A 19,497-nucleotide genomic window follows, 5' to 3' on the forward strand; every position below is an offset into this window, starting at 1 on the left:
ACAATCAGCGGCAGCGCAACGGCTGGCGCTCTCGCCCGGCCTGCAGTGCCTCACCGAGCCCTGCCATCCGCGCCTGGTCCGCCTCCGAGGGCCACCAGCGGGCGACGCCGAGATCGACGCGGTACTCCTCGGGGCCCGCCGGTCCCGACGGGAGGGACAGGGCCGTGCCCTCGTCGTCGTAGTGGCGTCGCGCCGGCAGGGCGAAGCCGCGCGGCGGGTGGCCTCCGGCGCGCAGGACGCGCCACCACGGGACGTCCCGGGTGCTGCGGGACAGGGCCCTGCCGACCTGCCGGGGACCGCCGCAGCCGAGGAGTTCGGCGATGTCCCCGTACGTCAGCACGCGGCGTGCGGGGATCATCCCGGCGACGGCGAGCACGGCCTCGACGTATGCGTCGGGGTCGACGCGCGGGGACGGTGCCCCACCCGGCCCGGCGGCGTCCTGCGGCTCCGGCTCGACACTGCCCGCGGGTCGGGGATGCATGCGCCAACAGTAGCCCGGCCCTCGTCCCGCCACCCGTCGCAGCGTGCCGTCAGGGCGGAGCGGCCCCATGGTCCGCCGTCCCCGGGTGGCGACACCGCCTGGGGCGGCGCTCGCCGGAGGGCTCCGCCAAAGCGTCGGAGCCCGCCAGTACGGTGGTCGCATGACGAGCTGGCATGAGGGTCCGCGGGCGGCCTTCGACCTCGAGACGACGGGGCGCGACCCGCTGTCGGCACGGATCGTGACCGCGACGATCGTCCTCGTCGACGGCAGCGGCGAGGTGCTCGAGCACCACGAGTGGCTGGCCGACCCGGGTGTCGAGATCCCGGAGGGAGCCGCCGCGATCCACGGCGTCTCGACGGAGCACGCCCGCGCTCACGGACTGGCCGCCGTGGAGGTGGTCCGCGGCATCGCGGCGGTCCTCGCACGACTCTTCGGCGAGGGCACCCCCGTGCTGGCCTACAACGCCCGGTACGACTTCACGGTGCTGGAGCAGGAGGGGCGCCGCCATGAGGTGCCCGTCCCGCGCCCCTCGCCCGTGATCGATCCCTACGTCATGGACAAGCAGGCGGACCGGTACCGGCGCGGCAAGCGGACATTGACGGCGCTGTGCGAGCACTACGGCGTCCGCTTCGAGAACGCGCACACGTCTGCCGCCGATGTCCTCGCGACCCTCGAGATCGGCAGGATCCTCGCCGACCGGTACGCGTTCCTCCGGCGACCGGCGACCGACCTCCATGCCGCACTCATCGTCTGGGCGGAGCGGCAGGCGGCCGGTTTCGAGGAGTACCTCCGGCGGACGGAGCCGGACGCCGTGATCGAGCGGGCATGGCCCGTCATCGCGCCGCCGGAGGATCCGGGCCCGGCTCCGGTGGAGCCGCCGACGGCGCTGCGGGCGGGACCGGTCGACACCGTGCCGCCCGTCGGACGATCGGCGCCTTCCCTCCGGACGGCGCCGATCGCGGGCTGATGCGATGCCCCCCGGCCTGCAGGCCCAGCGGGGAGTGGGCCTGCAGGCCGCGCGGGAACCGGCCCGTCGCGGGCCGGCACGCCGCGGAACGGCGCTGCAGCCGCGGCCGCTGCCGTCAGTCGACCGGAACCGCTGCCGCCGCCGCCCGCGCCGCGGCGGGAAGTGCGGCGTGCACGCGTTCCATGGCGGCGTCGTCGTGCGCGGCGGAGAGGAACCATGCCTCGTACACCGACGGCGGGAGGTAGACGCCCGAGTCCAGCATGGAGTGGAAGAACGGTCCGTAGCGGAACGCCTCCTGCGCCTGGGCGTCGGCGTAGTTCCACACGCCGTGCTCGGCGGTGCCGAACGCCACGCTGAACAGGTTCCCGGCCCGCTGGATCGAATGGTCGACGCCGGCCTTCGAGAGTTCCGCGGTGAGGGCGTCGCTCACCTCCAGCGAGCGCGCGTCGACATGGCGGTAGACGTCGTCGGTGGCGGCCGTCAGGGTCGCGACGCCCGCCGCCATGGCGATCGGATTGCCCGACAGCGTGCCCGCCTGGTAGACGGGCCCGATCGGAGCGAGGTAGTTCATCACGTCCGCACGTCCGCCGAGTGCCGCCGCCGGGATGCCCCCGCCGATGACCTTGCCGAACGTCAGGAGGTCGGGCGTCCAGGGGTGCTCGGCGTCGTCCGCCCCGCCGGTGAGCTTCCAGTACCCGCCGGCATGCGTGCGGAAACCCGTCATGACCTCGTCGACGATGAACAGCGCGCCGTGCTCGGAGGTGATGCGGCTCAGGAACGCGTTGAAGCCGGGCGCCGGCGTCACGACGCCCATGTTCGCGGGGGCGGCTTCCGTGATGACGGCGGCGATGGAGTCGCCGTGCGTCCGGAAGGCCTCCTCGACTGCCTCGACGTCGTTGTACGGCAGCACCAGCGTCTCGGCCGTGGTCGCCTCGGTGACGCCGGCCGAACCCGGCAGCGCCAGCGTGGCGACGCCCGATCCTGCGGACGCGAGGAGGCTGTCGACGTGGCCGTGGTAGCAGCCGGCGAACTTCACGATGAGGTTGCGCGAGGTGAACCCGCGCGCCAGGCGCACCGCGGTCATGGTGGCCTCGGTGCCGGTGGAGACCATGCGCAGGAGTTCGACGGCGGGGACGCGCTCCTTCACGAGCTGTGCGAGGTCGGCCTCGGCCGGCGTCGAGGCGCCGAACGTGAGCCCGTGGTCGACAGCGCGGTGGACGGCGGCGATGACGTCCGGGTGCGAGTGCCCGAGCAGCGCCGGACCCCACGAGCAGACGAGGTCCACGTACTCCTGCCCGTCCGCGTCGGTCACGTAGGCGCCGTGGGCGTCGACGAGGAAGCGCGGTGTACCGCCCACCGAACCGAAGGCCCGCACGGGCGAATTGACGCCGCCCGGCATGAGGGCGCGGGCGCGTTCGTACAGGGTGTCCGACGTGGTCGGGGATGTGGTCATGGCGGGTTCCTTAGTTCTTCTCGTCGAGCCAGAGCGCCAGCTCCGAGGCCCAGTAGGTGAGGATCATCTGCGCACCTGCGCGCTTGATGCCGAGGACGGACTCCTCGATGGCGCGACGACGGTCGATCCAGCCGTTCGCGGCCGCCGCCTCGATCATGGCGTACTCACCCGAGATCTGGTACGCGGCGACGGGGACCGGGGACATGGCGGCGACGTCGGCGAGGATGTCGAGGTAGCTCATGGCCGGCTTGACCATGACCATGTCGGCGCCCTCCTCGATGTCGAGTTCCACCTCGAGGATCGCCTCGCGCCTGTCCGCGGCGTCCATCTGGTAGGTCCGCCGGTCGCCGACGAGCTGCGAGTCGACGGCCTCCCGGAAGGGCCCGTAGAACGCGGAGGCGTACTTCGCGGCGTAGGCGAGCACCACGGTGTCCTGGTGTCCGGCCTCGTCGAGCGCCTGGCGGATGACGGCCACCTGGCCGTCCATCATGCCGGACGGGCCGAGGACGTGTGCGCCGGCGTTGGCCTGCTCGACGGCCATCCGCGCGTAGAGGGTCAGGGTCGTGTCGTTGTCCACGGAGCCGTCCTCGGCGAGCACGCCGCAGTGGCCGTGGTCCGTGAACTCGTCGAGGCAGACGTCGCTCATCACCACGAGGTCGTCGCCCACCTCGGCGCGGACGTCGGCGATCGCCCGGTTGAGGACGCCGTCGGGGTCGATGCCCGCGCTGCCGGTGGCGTCGCGGTGCTCGGGGATGCCGAAGAGCATGATGCCGCCCACGCCCCGCTCCACGGCTTCGGCCGCCGCACGCTTCAGGGAGTCCGTGGAGTGCTGCACGACGCCCGGCATGGACAGGATGGGCGAGGGCTCGGTGAGCCCTTCCCGGATGAAGGCCGGCAGGATCAGCTCGGACGGATGGACGCGGTACTCCGCGACCATGCGCCGCAGGGCAGGGGTCGAGCGCAGCCTCCGGGGCCGGTGCTGGGGGAAACTCATGGCTGATCTCCGTTCCGTGATGCGGCGACGGGCACGCCGCGTGTGAAGGCTTCCTCGACGGCCGCCGCGATCCCCTGCGGGGTCGGCTCCGCGGCCGTCGCGGCAGGCTCCCAGCCGTGCGACCGGAGGGCCGCGGCCGTGGTGCGCCCGATGGCCACCGGCAGAAAGGCGAGCGGCCCGCCCCCCAGCCTTTCATGGAACTGCAGCACGGTGCTCGGAGCCGTGAAGACGACGGCGGGGTGGACAGGCCGCGCGGCGAACCCGAGGACGTCGCCTGCGGACAGCAGGGGCGGCGGCGCCCCCTCCTCCGCGACGCCCGGCAGATGCCGGGCGGGGTCCGCCGGATAGGGCACGGTGCGGTATGCGGTGACGCGGCGCACCGACCAGCCGAGGGCGGTCAGGCCGGCCCGCAGGTCGTCGGGGGCGAGGTCGCCCTGAGGCAGGAGGACCGACCCGGGACCGGGCCCGAAGGCATCGAGCAGGCCCGAGGAGGACGCCTGCCCCGGGACGAGGTCGACGAGCAAGCCGGCATCGGCCAGGAGTCCGGCCGTCGCCGACCCCACGGCGGCCACCCTTGCAGCGCCGGTGCGGACGACATCCGCCAGGGTCGTCCCCCGCGCCCGGGCCAGCAGCTCCAGGGCCTGCACACCGTTGCCGCTCGTCACCACGAGCCACGCGTAGTGGCCGCGCCCCAGCGCCGCGAGTTCCACCGTGACGGCCCCGGGGTCCTCGGGCAGTTCCGTGTCGGTGAGAGGCAGCGCGAACACAGCCCTGCCTCTGGAGCGCAGGGCCTCGGCGATCCGGACGGACCGTGCGGGATGCCGAAGGACGACCACCGGCGCGTCGGCCCGGGCCTGCACCACGGAGGGCTCAGCCCTTCAGCGGCGCGATGTCCGCGGCACCGGCGGCGAGCAGCTCCTCGGCGAGCTCGAGCCCGAGCTGCGCCGCACCGACGGCATCCGTGGCGGGTGCCGAGCGCGTACGCCGGAGGATCGCGCGGCCGTCCAGGCTGCAGACCACGGCTTCGAGGGCCAGTTCGTCTCCCTGCAGCCGTGCGAGGGCACCGATCGGCGCGGCGCACCCCGCCTCGAGCTGCAGCAGGACGGCACGTTCGGCCGTCACCGCGAGGCGTGTGGGCAGGTGGTCGTAGGCCGCCAGTGCCTCGCGCATGCCCGGTGTGGCCTCGCTCTCGCGGCACTCGACCGCGAGCGCACCCTGGCCGGGCGCCGGCAGCATGACGTCGGTGTCGACCAGTTCCGTGATGGCGTCGTCGCGCCCCAGCCGGCGCAGTCCCGCGGCGGCGAGGACGACGGCGTCGAGGTCTCCCGGAGCCCCGGGGACGAGCCCCGCCACCCGCCCGAGCCGCGTGTCCACGTTCCCGCGGATGTCGACGACCTCCAGGCCCGGCCGTGCGGCCCTCAGCTGGGCGGCGCGGCGGGGCGACCCCGTGCCTACGCGGGCACCGTCGGGGAGCGTGGCGAGCGTCAGGCCGTCCCGCGCGCACAGGGCGTCCCGGACGTCCTCACGCTCGGGGACCGAGGCGACCGTGAGCCCCGGCGCGGGCAGTGTGGGGAGGTCCTTGAGCGAGTGCACCGCGACGTCACACCGCTCCTCGAGGAGGGCGTCCCGCAGTGCTGCGACGAACACCCCGGTGCCGCCGATCTGGGAGAGCGACCCCTTGAGGATGTCCCCCTCCGTGCGGACCCGCACGAGCTCGTACGGCAGCCCTGCGAGGTCCGCCACGCGCTCGGCGACGGTGGTGGTCTGGGTCAGCGCGAGGGCACTGCCCCGCGTGCCGACCCGGATACCGGGCACTGTCACATCCCCGGGTTGGGCAGCGGCGTCCCCACGGTGGAATCGACGGCCGCGACGGTCGGCTTCTCGCCGCGGCGGTTGGCGCAGCAGTTGGGACGGCACACGTCGTACCACGGCCCCAGGGCCGTCGCCGCCGGGCGGTCGGCGATGTTGTTCTCGACGGTGCGCTCGAGGATCAGGTCCACCAGGCCCTCGACGAACTTCCGGTGGGTGCCCGGGGTGGGAACGCGGTCGGCGACGATGCCGAGCTCGGCGCAGGTCTCCATGGCCTCGGTGTCGAGGTCCCAGGCCACCTCCATGTGGTCGGAGACGAAGCCCAGCGGGACGATGACGACGCCGCGGGTCCCGTCCTCGTAGCGGTCGCGCAGCGCGTCGCTGATGTCCGGCTCGAGCCACGGGATGTGGGGCGCGCCGGAGCGCGACTGGTAGACCAGTGACCACTCGACGCCGGCGGCCTCCGGGATGCGGTCCAGCACGGCCTGCGCGGTCGCGAGGTGCTGCGCCACGTAGGCACCCTCCTCGTGGGCTGGGCCGCCCTCGCCGTCCCGGGGTCCCGCCGCCTCGGCGTCGCCCATGGGGATGGAGTGGGTGGAGAACATGATGTGGACGGGTGCGTCCGGCGTGCCCTGCCCGGCGAGCCCCGCGCGGACCTTCGCGAGTCCCTCGCCGACGCCCTCGACGAACGGCTCGACGAAGCCGGGGTGGTCGAAGTACTGCCGCACCTTGTCCACCTCGAGCCTGCCCTCGAGTCCGGTCTTCACGAGGGCCATGCCGAGGTCCTCGCGGTACTGGCGGCAGCTCGAGTAGCAGGAGTAGGCGCTCGTGGTCACGGCGAGGACCTTGCGGTGGCCGGCATCGTAGGCCTCCTGCAGGGTGTCGGCGATGAACGGCTCCCAGTTGCGGTTGCCCCAGTACACGGGCAGGTCGATGCCGCGCCCGCGCAGTTCGGCCTCCATGGCCGCACGCAGGGCGCGGTTCTGGCTGTTGATGGGACTCACCCCGCCGAACGCGCGGTAGTGGTGCGAGACCTCCTCGAGGCGCTCGTCGGGGATGCCGCGGCCGCGGGTGACGTTCCGCAGGAAGGGGATGACGTCGTCCTGCCCCTCCGGGCCGCCGAAGGAGGCGAGCACCACGGCGTCGTACGCCTTCGGGGCCATGCGGCCGTTCTCGTCGACACCCTCGAGGGGGTCGAAAGCCTGTGTCGTCACTGGAGCACCTCTGCAATCTCGTCGGGGTTGATCCGCCGGCCGGTATAGAACGGCACTTCCTCGCGGACATGGCGGCGCGCCTCGGTCTCCCGGAGGTACCGCATGAGGTCCACGAGGTCCACGAGCTCGGGAGCCTCGAGTGCCAGGATCCATTCGTAGTCGTTCAGGGCGAAGGATGACACCGTGTTGGAGATGACCTGCGGGTACTTGCGTCCCTTCATGCCGTGGTCCATCAGCATCTCGCGACGCTCGTCCTGCGGCAGGATGTACCACTCGTAGGACCGGACGAACGGGTAGACGCACACCCACTCCGCGGGGGCCACCCCCCGCGAGAAGGCCGGGCTGTGCGACTTGGAGAACTCCGCGTCGCGGTGGACGCCCATCGCGGACCACACCACGCCGGTCCCGGCGAACGTCTCGGTGCGGCGCAGTCGGCGTACGGCGGCCTGCAGGTCCTCGGGGCGGGGCCCGTGCAGCCAGACCATCACGTCGGCGTCGGCCCGCATGCCGGAGACGTCGTAGAAGCCGCGGAGCACCACGCCGTCCTCCGCGAAGGACGAGGTGACCTCCTCGAGCTGTCGGGCGTCGGATCCGGTGGTCGCGGCAGTGCGCGCGAAGACCGTCCAGAGTGTGTAGAACAGCTCACTGGGGGCATCGGCGCCCTCTCCGGTCTGCTGGGGAGCGTGGGCGGGGTCGGTACCGGTGTGCTCAGTCATGGTACTAGTCTGCCCCTCGCCGGGAGGCGAACCGAATCCCTTCACTTCTACGAGGGGTAGAAGAGATGAACGTCACAGCGCGACGGCAGGACCCTCGGCGAGGGCGTCGGCGAGCACCCCGGCGCGGGCCCGGGCGTCGTCGATGACGGCCACGAGGCCGGTTCCCGCGAGCCATCCGCCCGTGACGGCGAGGGACGCGGACTGGTCCGCGACGAGTCCGCGGATCCGGGCCACCCGCTCCCGGTGCCCGACCGAGGCGTGGGGCAGCGCGCCGGCCCAGCGCACCACGTCCCAGTCGAGCACGTCCGCCTCGAGGATCGGTACGCCGAGCAGCGCCGAGGCATCGGCGAGCGCATGGCGGTAGAGGGCGCCGTCGGGCGTCGCGAGCCCCACGTCGGCGGGTGTGTCCCCCACGCGCCCGTAGGACAGCCGCAGGACGTGCGAGCCGGGACCGGCCTGGTCCCGCAGCCACGCCCACTTCGCGGTGGAGTGCGTGAGCGCCTTCGCCGCCACGCCCTCGACGCCGCGGGCCACGAGCACGCCGGTGCCGCGCGGGGCGGCATCCAGTTCCGGCACGTCGACGATCAGCGTCACGAGGGCGACGCCGGGGACCGGATCCGGCCGTTCGGCCGCCAGGGCGGGAATGGCCGGTGCGAGGAGGTCGACGGCGGCGCGGCCCTCGGTGGCCACGAGGACGCCGTCGGCGGAGATGCGCCGCGTCAGCGTCGAGTGCTCGGTGGTCACCGTCCAGCCCGTGCCGGACCGGACGAGACCCGTGACCTGCTCCCCCGTCCTGAGATCGGCGCCGTCGGCCGTGAGCTCTGCCACGAGGGCGTCGCGGAGCTGCGCCATCCCGCCGACGAGTCCGGCGACCGCGGCGCCGGCCGGCGCGGCCTGGCGCAGCGCCCCTGCCGCGGCACCGAGGGAGCCGAGGCGGGCCATGGTCGCCCGGAGCCCCGGCGCCACGGAGTCGACGTCGAGGTCGTCGGGGTCGGCGGAGAACACGCCGCCCGCGACCGGCGCGACGAGTCGGGTGAGCACCTCCTCCCCCATGCGCGTCCGGACGAGTTCCCCGAGGCTCACCTTCTTGCGCGTGGCGAGGGGCCCGACGGGCAGGACCCTGTCCAGGGCGGCTCGGAGGGAGCCGCTGCGGCCGATGACCGCGGTGATCGCCGGGTCGGACGGATCCGCCGGGATGCCGAGGACTCCGGAGCTCGGCAGGGGCTGCGCGGAGGCCCGGAGGTCCCTGCCCGGAAGCTGTACCCAGGCGCCGGTGGCGTCGGGGGTGACGATCCGGCCGTCGAGCCCGAGCTCGGCGGCGAGTGCGGGGACGGTCGCGGAACGGGTGGAGAAGGACTCGGCGCCGCTGTCGAGCTGGAAGCCTCCCAGCAGACGCCCGTCCACCGTGCCGCCGAACCGGCCGGAGCGCTCGAGCACGGTGACGCGGAGCCCCCGCCGCAGCAGCGTCCGCGCGGCGACGAGCCCTGCCATGCCTCCGCCGATGACGACGATGCGGCGCGGGGCACGCTCCGGCGGGCCGCCGGACGGCGAAGTCGCGGCGTCGCCCTCGGGGCCGGCCGTGCCCTTCGTCATGGTTACGGCTCCACGGAGTGGACGAGCTCGACGACGCGCGTCAGGACGTCCGGGTCCGTGTCCGGCGGGACGCCGTGTCCGAGGTTCACCACATGGCCCGGCGCCGAGGCGCCTGCGGCCAGCACCTCGCGGACGTGCCGTTCCAGGACCGGCCACGGGGCGGGCAGCAGGGCCGGGTCGATATTGCCCTGCACCGGCACGGTCCCGCCGAGGCGCCGGCTCGCCTCGTCGAGGGGCAGCCGGTAGTCGACGCCGATGACGTCCACGCCCACCTCGTGCATGGCGACGAGCAGTTCGGACGTCCCGGTCCCGAAGTGGATCAGGGGCGCGCCGAGGCCGCGCACGTGGTCCAGTGCGCGGCGCGAGGCCGGGGCGACGTGGGTCCGGTAGTCCCCGAGGCCGAGGGACCCGGCCCACGAGTCGAAGAGCTGGGCGGCGCTGGCGCCGGCCTCGAGCTGCGCGCGCAGGAACATGCCCGAGGCGTCGGCAGCCCACTGCGTCAGGGCGCGCCAGGTGTCGGGATCGGCGTGCATCATGGTGCGCGGCCCGAGGTGGTCGCGGGACGGCCTGCCCTCGACCATGTACGCGGCCAGCGTGAACGGTGCGCCGGCGAACCCGATCAGCGGCGTGGAGCCGAGCTGGGCGACCGTGAGCGCGACCGCCCGACGGATGGGCTCGAGCGCCTCCCCGGTGAGGGTAGGCAGGGCGGCGACGTCGGCGGCCGACCGCACGGGCTTGCCGAGGACCGGGCCGACGCCGGGGACGATGTCCACGTCCACGCCCGCGAGCTTGAGCGGGATCACGATGTCGGAGAAGAAGATGCCGGCATCGACGTCGTGCCGTCGCACGGGCTGCAGGGTGATCTCGGAGGCCATCTCCGGGTCCAGGCACGAGGCCAGCATGTCCGTGCCCTCGCGCAGTGCCCGGTACTCCGGCAGCGACCGTCCGGCCTGGCGCATGAACCACACGGGGCGCCGGTGCGGCGTCCGCCCCCGATAGGCCGAGATGAGGGCCGAACCGGACGTGCGTCCGTCGACCAGCGGGTGCGATGCGCCAAGGTCCATACAGCCGATTCTGCCGAAGATCGCGGCGGATGGTTAACCGGGGCCGCGCGCCGGGACGCCGCGTGGCCAAGATCACGCCCCTGCCGGAGGGGCAGGATCCCGCGGGAATCCGCGGAAGGCAAGCCGCGGTAAGGATCGCCTATTCGGTACGGGACACCCGTTCTCGGTATGATCGAGGGGTTGTGGTACTTCTTTCACTTGTAGCGACACACTCGAACGTGGACCTGGAAACGGTCGCCCGGCTCAGCGTCGGGGCCCCCCAGGTCCCTGCCGCCGTGCTCGCCGACGACCAGGCCGTCTCCGGCGCCGTCGTCCTGGCCACGTGCAACCGGTTCGAGATCTACGCCGAGGCCCCCACCGAGGACGACGTCGAGGCGGCCCGCTCCTCGATCGTCTCGACCATCAGCGAGTACTCGGGCATCCCCGAGCAGTCGGTCTCCGCCTCCTTCGAGACCCACACGGGCCAGGGCGTCGCCGAGCACCTCTTCGCGGTGGGCGCCGGACTCGATTCCGCCGTGATCGGCGAACGCGAGATCGCCGGGCAGGTGCGCCGTGCCCTCATCGAGGCGCAGGGCTCGGGAGCCGCCAGCGGCGGCCTCGTGCGCCTGTTCCAGGCCGCCTCCAGGACCGCGAAGGACGTGGGCGCGCAGACGGCCCTCGGCAGCCGCGGGCGCTCCATCGTCTCCGTGGCCCTCGAGCTCGCCGGCGACATCTCCGCCGACGCCGACTGGTCCCGCAAGACGGTGGTGCTCTTCGGCACGGGCGCCTATGCGGGCGCCACGATGGCCGCCCTGAAGGACCGCGGCTGCACCGACATCTCCGTCTTCTCCTCCTCGGGACGCGCCGAGGCCTTCGTCGCCACGCGCGGCGGCACCGCCGTGACGGCCGCCGACCTGCCGGGCGCGATGCGCCGGGCCGACGTCGTCATCGGCTGCAGCGGCAGCGACGCGCGGATCGACGCCGCCGACGTCGAGCGTGTCCGCGAGGGCAGCAACCGCCCCCTCGTCGTCATCGACCTCGCCCTCAGCCATGACTTCGATCCCGCCGTCGGGACCCTCGCCGACGTCGAGCTCATCACGCTCGAGTCCGTGCGTGCCGCGGCTCCCGAGGAGCAGGCCGACGCGCTCGCCCAGGCCGGCGACCTCGTCCGCGAGGCCGCCCGCTCCTTCGAGGAGCAGCAGACCACCCGGGCCATGAACGCCGCCATCGTGGCGCTGCGGCAGCACACCCAGGCGGTCCTCGACTCCGAGATGGAACGCGTCCGCGCGCAGCACGGCTGCACGGCCGCCGCCGAGGAGGTCGAGTTCGCCCTGCGGCGCATGGTGCGTCAGCTCCTGCACGTGCCGACCGTCCGCGCCCGGGAGCTCGCGGCGGAAGGACGCCAGGAGGATTACACCGCCGCCCTCGAGGCGCTGTACGGCATCGACCTCGCGCCGGTCGCCGAGAAGGCCCCCGCGGACCCGGCATCCGGTGCCGCCGTGGTGCTGCGGGACCTCGTGCACGGGCATGCCCACCCGGACGGCGCCGTCTGCCCCGTCGACCACGAACGGCCGGCCCGCAGCGCCTGACCGCGCTGCTGCGACCGGGGGCGCCGGCTAGTACGTGAGCTTGTCCGGTTCGACCCTGTGCACCCAGTCGATGATCCCGCCCTCCACCGACCATGCGGCCGGATGGCCCCGCTCCCGCAGGAAACGCACCACATCGGCGGAACGGACACCGGACTTGCAGTGCACGTAGACCGTCCTGCCACTGTCGATCCGCACGTCGGCGTCGAGGATGAGCTCTTTCGGGACCAGGGTGGCGCCGTCGATGCTCACGATCGCGTGCTCCTCCGGAGTGCGCACGTCCAGCAGGTCGAAGTCCGCCGTGCCCGCTGAGCGCGCGGCGAGGAGTCCGGCGAGCTCGTCGACCGTGACGGTCGGGACCCGGTCCCCGTCCCGTGCCGCCGGCGCCCTGGACGGCAGGCCGCAGAACTCCTCGTAGTCGACGAGTTCCGTGATCCGCGCCGCCGCCGGGTCCGGCCGTACGCGCAGCTCCCGCCAGCTCATGTCCAGGGCGTCGAACACCAGCACCCGCCCGAGCAGCGGCCTGCCCACGCCCGTGATGAGCTTGACGGCCTCGTTGACCATCACGGAGCCGATCTGCCCGCACAGCACACCCAGCACGCCGCCCTCGGCGCACGAGGGCACGGAGCCCGGCGGGGGCGCCTCCGGGTACAGGTCGCGGTAGGTGGGGCCGTGGTCCTGCCAGAACACGCTGACCTGCCCGTCGAAGCGCAGGATCGAGCCCCACACGTACGGCTTGCCGAGGATCGCTGCGGCGTCGTTGACGAGGTAGCGCGTGGCGAAGTTGTCCGTGCCGTCGACGATCAGGTCGTACCCGGCGAAGATCTCCAGCGCGTTCCAGCGGTCCAGCCGCTCCTCGTGCAGGACCACGTCGACCAGCGGGTTCAGAGCGTGGATGCTGTCACGGGCCGATGCCGCCTTGGACCGGCCGAGGTCCGGCATGCCGTGGATGACCTGGCGCTGCAGGTTGGAGAGTTCTACGTCGTCGTCGTCGACGATGCCGAGCGTCCCCACGCCCGCCGCCGCCAGGTACAGCAGCGCCGGAGAGCCCAGACCGCCCGCGCCGATCACGAGCACGCGCGCGTTCTTCAGGCGCAGCTGCGCCTCGGTGCCGAAGCCGGGGATGATGAGGTGCCGCGAGTACCGCAGCGTCTCCTCCTGCGACAGGCTGCCCGTCGCCTCGACCAGGGGCGGCAGCTGCTCCGGTACGCCGGAAGGCGGAGGAGCCTGGATACTCGCGGGGGCCTGCGGCGACGACGGGGAAGCGGTCATGCCCAAGGGTATGGTGCGGCGAGGCCCCCGGGCCACCTGCGGCCCGCGGGAAACCGGCACACGGGAGGGTGGGTAAACTGGGCGGACGCCCCCGCCCGCTGAGCCCGAGGAACACCTCCCGTGAGTGCTGAACCGACCACCGCAGGAAAGGCCGTCCGGCTGCCGCGGGACGAACGCCGGCGCCAGCTCCTCGCCGCGGCGCAGGAGGTCTTCGTGAGCAACGGATACCACGGCGCCGCGATGGACGACATCGCCGAGGCGGCCTCCGTGAGCAAGCCCGTACTCTACCAGCACTTCCCCGGCAAGCGCGACCTCTACCTCGCACTGCTCGACGGACACCTCGCCGAGCTCACGGAACTGCTCGTGGACGCCCTGCGCTCCACCGATGACAACAAGCTGCGCGTGCACGCGACCATGCGCGCATATTTCCAGTTCATCGCGCAGGACAGCCAGGCCCACCGGCTCGTGTTCGAGTCCGACATCGGCAACGAGCCCGATGTCAGCAGGCGGCTCGAGGCGTTCAACGCCCAGTTCGCGAACGCCATCGCCGGAGTGATCGCCGGCGACACGCAGCTGTCGATGGTCGAGGCCACCCTGCTGGGCCGGGGACTGGCCGGCATGGCCCAGATCAGTGCGCGGTACTGGCTCGAGACGGACGGCAGCCTCGACATCGATGCGGCGGCGGAGCTGATCTACCGTTTAGCTTGGCGCGGAATCAGCCGGTTCCCCAAGGAGATCTAGGGTAGTTTTCGAAGCTGTAGCACGCCCATACAACAGGAGGCATACGCCGTGGAAGTCAAGATCGGTATCCAGAACGTCAACCGGGAGATCATCCTCGAATCCTCCGAGAGCGCTGACGCGATCGCCGAGCTCGTGTCCCAGGCGATGAGCGGCGGCACCGACCTGCGCCTCAAGGATTCCAAGGGACGCCAGGTGATCGTCCCCGTGTCGGTACTCGGCTATGTGGAGATCGGTGCCGAGGAGACACGTCGCGTGGGCTTCGGCGCCCTCTGACGCTGTCCTGAGGACCCGCGGTCGGCCGCTCGCGCCGTCGACCGCGGGTCTTTTTGCACGGCGGCGGACCAGCGGCGGGAAGCACCGACCTATGCCGTGAGTCCCAGGGCGCTCATACGCCGGGAGTGATTGCGGGTCAGCTGCGCGAACAGCGCCGTGGTGTGCTGGGTGTGGTCCGCCTCGTCGGCGAACAGCAGCCCGGCCAGGTACTGGCGCTCGATGCCTACGCGCTGCGCCTGGGTCAGGGCCTCCCCCACGAGCCGGCGACCCCACAGGGCCAGGCGGGAGGCGAGCCGGGGATCGTCCGAGAGGGCCTGTTTCAGCCGTCGCTGCAGGTGGGCCGCGCCGTCCCCCGAATCGATCGCGCTGATCAGTTCCCGCGTCCGCGGATCGAAGCTGTCGGCCAGGGCACGGTAGAAGTCGCCGGAGAAGGCATCGATGACGTAGGCCTTCATGAGGGACTCGTACCAGTCCCCGGGGCGGGTGCGCTCGTGGAACGCATCGATGGATGCCTGGAACGGTGTCATGGCGTCCTCGACCGTGATCTGCAGGTCCGCGAGGAAGGCCCCCACCATCTCGAAGTGCTCGAACTCCTGCACGGCCAGCCGGCCCAGGCTCGCACGGTCGGCGAGGCTCGGCGAGAAGCGCGCGTCCGAGGACAGCCGCTCGAACCCGGAGAGCTCGCCGTAGGCCACGATGCCGAGCAGGTCGGTGACGAAACGCGCGTAGAGGGGGTTCGCGAACGCGTCCTCGGCGGTGGCGTCCCGCTGGGTCGCGGTCAGGGCCGTGCTGTCGGAGGAGCCGTTGTTCATTCTGCTAAGAGTACGCACTCCCCGGGGCGCGGCAAGCTGCAGGACGGCGCCGGACGCCGGCCCGGGCACGCGTAGCAACCTCGGGTTCCGCCCAGTGGCGGACGTGCCGCGTGTCTGTGACGTGCGTTACCGTAATGCCTGTGCCCGCACAGCATATGGATCTCAGGGACCGGGAGTCCCAGCAGCGCCTCACCGAGTCGCTGCGTGCCCTGCGTGAAGAACTCGAGATCCGCGAGGACTTCCCGCCGGAGGTCCTCGGCGAGGCGGAGGAGGCGGTGGCGGCCTCCGGCCTCCCGCCGGAGGATCTCCGTGCCCTGCCGTTCCTCACGATCGACCCGCCCGGCTCCACCGACCTCGATCAGGCCGTGCATCTCGCGCGGCTGCCGGGTACGCCGGCGAACGACGGGACGCAGGACACCCCGGACGGCTACGAGGTCCGGTACGCCATCGCGGACGTCCCGCTCTTCGTCCGGCCGGGGGGCGCGATCGACCGCGAGGCGCGGCTCCGCGGGCAGACCCTGTACGCCCCCGACGGGCGGATCTCCCTGCACCCCGAGGTGGTCTCCGAGAACGCCGCGAGCCTCCTGCCCGACCGGGACCGCCCGGCGTTCGTCTGGCACTTCCGGCTCGACGCCGGGGCGCAGGTGCAGTCGGTCACGGTCCGCCGCGCCACCGTGCGCAGCCGCCGCCAGCTCACCTACGCGCAGGTCCAGACGGACATCGACGCCGGCACCGCCGATGAGCAGCTCCTCCTCCTGCGCGAGATCGGCACGCTCCGCATCCAGCAGGAGCTCGACCGCGGCGGCGCGAGCCTCAACCTGCCCCGCCAGGAGATCACGCACGACGGCGAGAGCTACGCGATCGTGACGGAACCCGCCCTGCCGTGCGAGGACTGGAACGCCCAGATCTCGCTGATGACCGGCATGGCTGCAGCCCGCATGATGATCGACGGCGGTATCGGCATCCTGCGCACCATGCCCGAGCCCGACGACGGCGCGCTGGCCAAGTTCCGGCGCCAGTCCGAGGCCCTCGAGCATCCCTGGCCGGAGGACATGCCCTACGGGGCGTTCCTGCGGACCCTCGACGTCGCCGACCCCCGCCAGCTCGCGCTGATGCACGCCGCGGCCTCGCTGTTCCGCGGCGCCGGCTACACCGCCTTCGACGGCCGGGTGCCCGACGCCGTCGTCCAGTCCGCCATCGCCGCACCGTACGCCCACACCACGGCTCCCCTGCGGCGCCTCGTGGACCGGTTCGTCCTCGTGACCTGCGCGTCGCTGTGCGCGGGCGAGGAGGTCCCCGACTGGGTCCGCGCCGCCCTGCCGGACCTGAACGCCCTCATGGCGTCCTCCAACCAGACGGCTTCCCGGCTCGACTCGGGCGCGATGGACGCGGTGCAGGCCGCCCTCCTGAGCAACCGCATCGGCGAGGCGTTCTCCGCCGTGGTCCTGCAGGGCTCCCCTCCCGCCGTCGAGGACGCCCCCGGCAAGCAGGCGCCCCGGCTGTCCGGGACCGTGCAGGTCACCGAGCCGCCGCTCGAGGCCAAGTGCTACGGGGAGCTCGTCGCCGGCGAGCGCGTGACCGTGGTGCTGCTCGAGGCCGACATCGCGCGTCGCCGCCTGCGCTTCGAGGTCAAACCGACCGATGCGCACCTCCAGGCGCGCAATGACGCCCAGCGGGAGCGGGCAGGGTAGTCTGAGAGGCGTAGTAATGGATGCCCGGTCGTTATCACGCGATAACCCGCAGTACCTACTCGATCCCGAGTTTTCCCGCAGGCGCAGGTCTCCCTCCGCAGCCCGCATGCAGTTGCAAGCCCGCGATCGGCTTCCACTGGACGCCTCAGCGTCCGCCGATTCGCTCCGCCCTTCGATGGATTCCACCGGGGGCGTCGAGCCTCAGCGGCCGCGGGGCCTGAATGAACGGTAGAACGTGCACGACATCAACTCAGGCAACACCCCGGTGACGGATGCCCACCACCTCGTCGCCGACGATTCGGTCGACGCCATCGACGTCGAGGAGACGCTGGTCACCACCGACGAGCCGCACGCGGCCGTCGCCGAGACCTTCGCGGACTTCAACGTCCGCCCCGACATCGTCGAGTCCCTCGCCGACGCCGGCATCCTCCACCCCTTCCCCATCCAGGCGATGACACTCTCGATCGCGCTCGGCGGGCACGACATCATCGGCCAGGCGAAGACCGGTACGGGGAAGACCCTCGGCTTCGGCATCCCGGCCATCCAGCGTGTCGTCGGTCCCGACGACGCCGGCTACGAGCAGCTCCCGGTCCCCGGCGCCCCGCAGGCCCTCGTCGTCGTCCCGACGCGCGAGCTCGCCGTCCAGGTGGCCAACGACCTCACGACGGCGGCGAAGAAGCGCAACGCGCGGATCGTCACCATCTACGGCGGTCGCGCCTACGAGCCCCAGATCGAGGCCATCAAGAAGGGCGTCGAGATCGTGGTCGGCACGCCCGGGCGCCTGATCGACCTGTACCGGCAGAAGCTGCTGGTACTCAAGAACGTCAAGATCGTGGTGCTGGACGAGGCCGACGAGATGCTGGACCTCGGCTTCCTGCCCGACGTCGAGACGCTGATCGCCGCGACGCCGCCGGTGCGCCAGACGCTCCTGTTCTCCGCGACCATGCCCGGCCCCGTCATCGCGATGGCACGCCGCTACATGACGCAGCCCACGCACATCCGTGCCGCGGATCCCGAGGACGAGGGCATCACCAAGAAGGACATCCGCCAGGTCATCTACCGCGCGCACAACCTGGACAAGGCCGAGGTGGTGGCCCGCATCCTGCAGTCCCGCAACCGCGGCCGCGCCATCATCTTCTGCAAGACCAAGCGCACCGCCGCGAAGCTGTCCGAGGAACTGATCGACCGCGGCTTCGCGGCCGGCGCCATCCACGGCGACCTCGGCCAGGGCGCCCGCGAGCAGGCGCTGCGGGCCTTCCGCGGCGACAAGATCGACGTCCTCGTCGCCACGGAGGTCGCCGCGCGCGGCATCGACGTCGAGGACATCACCCACGTCATCAACTACCAGTGCCCCGAGGACGAGAAGGCCTACCTGCACCGCGTGGGCCGCACGGGCCGTGCCGGCAAGAAGGGCACCGCGGTCACGTTCGTGGACTGGGACGACGTCCCCCGCTGGGGCCTGATCAACAAGGCGCTCGGACTCGACACGCCCGAGCCCGTGGAGACCTACTCCTCGTCGCCGCACCTCTACACGGACCTCGACATCCCCGAGGGCACCAAGGGACGCCTGCCCCGCAAGGACCGCAAGCTCGCCGGCATCCAGGCCGAGGTGCTCGAGGACCTCGGCGAGACCGGCAAGCGCGGCGGCAGCCCACGCCAGGAGGGCGCCGGGAACGACGGCGGTCGCGGTCGCGGACGCGGCGTCCAGCGCCGGGAGGGCGACTCCTCCGGCGAGGGCTCGCGGGGTGCTCGTGGCCGTGGCCGCGGGGGCAACCGTCCGGCCGACGCGTCCGCCGACGCCCAGGCCCCGGCCGTCGCCGCCGGTGACGCGCCCGAGGGCGGACGCCGTCGTCGTCCCGCCGGTGAGGGCGAGGCACCCGCGGGCGACCGCCAGCGCCGCAGCCGGACCCGCCGCCGCAACGGCGAGGTCGTCGCGAAGCCTGCCGGCGGCGCGGAGGACTGACCCCCGGTGACGGAGCTCCCTGCGCCGTCCGTGCCTCCCTCGTGGAGCGCGGACGGCGCCAACCTCGTGGTGCACGCGGACAACGCGGAGTACCTCGCCACGCTGCCGGACGCGGCCTTCACGATGATCTACGTGGACCCGCCCTTCAACACGGGCAGGGTGCAGCGCCGCCAGCAGACCACGATGGTGCGGGCGGTGGAGGGCGCCGGGGACCGCGTGGGCTTCAAGGGTCTGTCCTACTCGACCGTCAAAGGCATGCTCGCGAGCTACGACGACGCCTTCGAGGACTACTGGGACTTCCTCGCGCCGAGACTCGCCGAGGCGTGGCGGCTCCTGGCCGACGACGGCACGCTCTACCTGCACCTCGACTACCGCGAGGTGCACTACGCGAAAGTCATGCTGGATGCCCTGTTCGGGCGCGACTGCTTCCTGAACGAGATCATCTGGGCGTACGACTACGGTGCGCGGGCCAAGCGCAAATGGCCTGCCAAGCACGACAACATCCTCGTGTACGTCAAGAACCCGTCCGGCTACTTCTTCAGCAGCGACGAGGTGGACCGGGAACCGTACATGGCGCCGGGCCTGGTCACGGCGGAGAAGGCGGCCCTCGGCAAGCTCCCCACCGACGTGTGGTGGCATACCATCGTGTCCCCGACCGGCCGGGAGAAGACCGGCTACCCCACCCAGAAACCCGAGGGCCTGCTGCGGCGCGCCGTCGCGGCGAGCAGCCGCGAGGGCGACTGGGTGCTGGATTTCTTCGCCGGCTCGGGGACCCTGGGCGCCGTGGCGGGGAAGCTCGGCCGCCGCTTCGTCTGCGTGGACAGCAACCCGCAGGCCGTCGAGGTCATGCGCACGCGCCTGTCGCCCTGGACCTGACGCCCGACGGCGC

At 72.4% G+C, this 19,497-nt stretch carries 18 protein-coding genes; 7 read left to right on the plus strand and 11 right to left on the minus strand.

Going from position 1 to position 19,497, the window contains the following annotated elements:
• Positions 1-4: 4 nt before the first annotated feature.
• On the minus strand, positions 5-481 hold the full coding sequence (locus CI785_RS14050) for an MGMT family protein (protein WP_105032734.1): 477 nt from the start codon (positions 479-481) through the stop codon (positions 5-7).
• Positions 482-641: 160 nt separating this feature from the next.
• Between CI785_RS14050 and CI785_RS14055 the strand changes: the two genes are divergently transcribed.
• Entirely contained in the window at positions 642-1,448 is an 807-nt protein-coding gene (locus tag CI785_RS14055) for a 3'-5' exonuclease (RefSeq protein WP_105032735.1), read from the plus strand.
• A gap of 115 nt (positions 1,449-1,563) precedes the next feature.
• On the opposite strand, the gene hemL is transcribed toward CI785_RS14055, so the two are convergent.
• The 8 genes from hemL to hemE all read right to left on the minus strand — a co-directional run bounded on the left by hemL (position 1,564) and on the right by hemE (position 10,291).
• Positions 1,564-2,901 (minus strand): glutamate-1-semialdehyde 2,1-aminomutase, encoded by a 1,338-nt coding sequence (gene hemL / locus CI785_RS14060; RefSeq protein ID WP_105032736.1) that lies wholly within the window; start codon positions 2,899-2,901, stop codon positions 1,564-1,566.
• 10 nt (positions 2,902-2,911) lie between these two features.
• Complete coding sequence (gene hemB / locus CI785_RS14065; RefSeq protein WP_105032737.1) at positions 2,912-3,895, minus strand: porphobilinogen synthase; 984 nt, start codon at positions 3,893-3,895, stop codon at positions 2,912-2,914.
• A complete protein-coding gene (locus tag CI785_RS14070; RefSeq protein WP_105032738.1) occupies positions 3,892-4,758 on the minus strand; it encodes a uroporphyrinogen-III synthase in 867 nt (288 codons plus the stop codon). Before CI785_RS14070 ends, hemB begins: the two co-directional genes overlap by 4 nt.
• A gap of 7 nt (positions 4,759-4,765) precedes the next feature.
• A complete protein-coding gene (gene hemC, locus CI785_RS17580; RefSeq protein ID WP_240615210.1) occupies positions 4,766-5,716 on the minus strand; it encodes a hydroxymethylbilane synthase in 951 nt (316 codons plus the stop codon).
• A complete protein-coding gene (locus CI785_RS17585; RefSeq protein ID WP_240615265.1) occupies positions 5,713-6,867 on the minus strand; it encodes a ferrochelatase in 1,155 nt (384 codons plus the stop codon). Before CI785_RS17585 ends, hemC begins: the two co-directional genes overlap by 4 nt.
• 47 nt (positions 6,868-6,914) lie before the next feature.
• On the minus strand, positions 6,915-7,634 hold the full coding sequence (gene hemQ / locus CI785_RS14080) for a hydrogen peroxide-dependent heme synthase (RefSeq protein WP_105032739.1): 720 nt from the start codon (positions 7,632-7,634) through the stop codon (positions 6,915-6,917).
• A 72-nt stretch (positions 7,635-7,706) separates the two neighbouring features.
• The gene (gene hemG, locus CI785_RS14085) at positions 7,707-9,227 is read right to left on the minus strand and encodes a protoporphyrinogen oxidase (RefSeq protein WP_105032740.1); all 1,521 of its coding nucleotides are present in this window, start codon (positions 9,225-9,227) and stop codon (positions 7,707-7,709) included.
• A gap of 2 nt (positions 9,228-9,229) precedes the next feature.
• Positions 9,230-10,291, minus strand: coding sequence for a uroporphyrinogen decarboxylase (gene hemE / locus CI785_RS14090; RefSeq protein ID WP_105032741.1), 1,062 nt, complete (start codon positions 10,289-10,291; stop codon positions 9,230-9,232).
• Positions 10,292-10,473: 182 nt separating this feature from the next.
• On the opposite strand from hemE, the gene CI785_RS14095 reads away from it, so the two are divergent.
• Entirely contained in the window at positions 10,474-11,859 is a 1,386-nt protein-coding gene (locus CI785_RS14095) for a glutamyl-tRNA reductase (protein ID WP_105032742.1), read from the plus strand.
• A 27-nt stretch (positions 11,860-11,886) separates the two neighbouring features.
• Here CI785_RS14095 and moeB read toward each other — a convergent pair whose 3' ends face one another.
• A complete protein-coding gene (moeB, locus tag CI785_RS14100) occupies positions 11,887-13,128 on the minus strand; it encodes a molybdopterin-synthase adenylyltransferase MoeB (protein WP_105032743.1) in 1,242 nt (413 codons plus the stop codon).
• A gap of 120 nt (positions 13,129-13,248) precedes the next feature.
• Between moeB and CI785_RS14105 the strand changes: the two genes are divergently transcribed.
• Both CI785_RS14105 and CI785_RS14110 read left to right on the plus strand, forming a co-directional pair.
• Entirely contained in the window at positions 13,249-13,869 is a 621-nt protein-coding gene (locus tag CI785_RS14105; protein WP_105032744.1) for a TetR/AcrR family transcriptional regulator, read from the plus strand.
• Positions 13,870-13,917: 48 nt separating this feature from the next.
• On the plus strand, positions 13,918-14,142 hold the full coding sequence (locus tag CI785_RS14110; RefSeq protein WP_105032745.1) for a DUF3107 domain-containing protein: 225 nt from the start codon (positions 13,918-13,920) through the stop codon (positions 14,140-14,142).
• A gap of 89 nt (positions 14,143-14,231) precedes the next feature.
• On the opposite strand, the gene CI785_RS14115 is transcribed toward CI785_RS14110, so the two are convergent.
• Complete coding sequence (locus CI785_RS14115; protein ID WP_105032746.1) at positions 14,232-14,954, minus strand: ferritin-like fold-containing protein; 723 nt, start codon at positions 14,952-14,954, stop codon at positions 14,232-14,234.
• 140 nt (positions 14,955-15,094) lie between these two features.
• Here CI785_RS14115 and CI785_RS14120 point away from each other — a divergent pair, with 140 nt between their 5' ends.
• The 3 genes from CI785_RS14120 (at position 15,095) to CI785_RS14130 (ending at position 19,484) form a co-directional block, all read left to right on the plus strand.
• On the plus strand, positions 15,095-16,645 hold the full coding sequence (locus tag CI785_RS14120; RefSeq protein ID WP_420808249.1) for an RNB domain-containing ribonuclease: 1,551 nt from the start codon (positions 15,095-15,097) through the stop codon (positions 16,643-16,645).
• 265 nt (positions 16,646-16,910) lie between these two features.
• Positions 16,911-18,608: a DEAD/DEAH box helicase gene (locus CI785_RS14125; RefSeq protein WP_105033206.1), complete on the plus strand. Its 1,698-nt coding sequence runs from the start codon at positions 16,911-16,913 to the stop codon at positions 18,606-18,608.
• 6 nt (positions 18,609-18,614) lie between these two features.
• On the plus strand, positions 18,615-19,484 hold the full coding sequence (locus CI785_RS14130) for a DNA-methyltransferase (RefSeq protein ID WP_240615211.1): 870 nt from the start codon (positions 18,615-18,617) through the stop codon (positions 19,482-19,484).
• The last annotated feature ends 13 nt before the right edge of the window (positions 19,485-19,497 follow it).

It is taken from the genome of Arthrobacter ruber (genome assembly GCF_002954225.1).
In the GTDB taxonomy this organism is placed as follows: domain Bacteria; phylum Actinomycetota; class Actinomycetes; order Actinomycetales; family Micrococcaceae; genus Arthrobacter_D; species Arthrobacter_D ruber.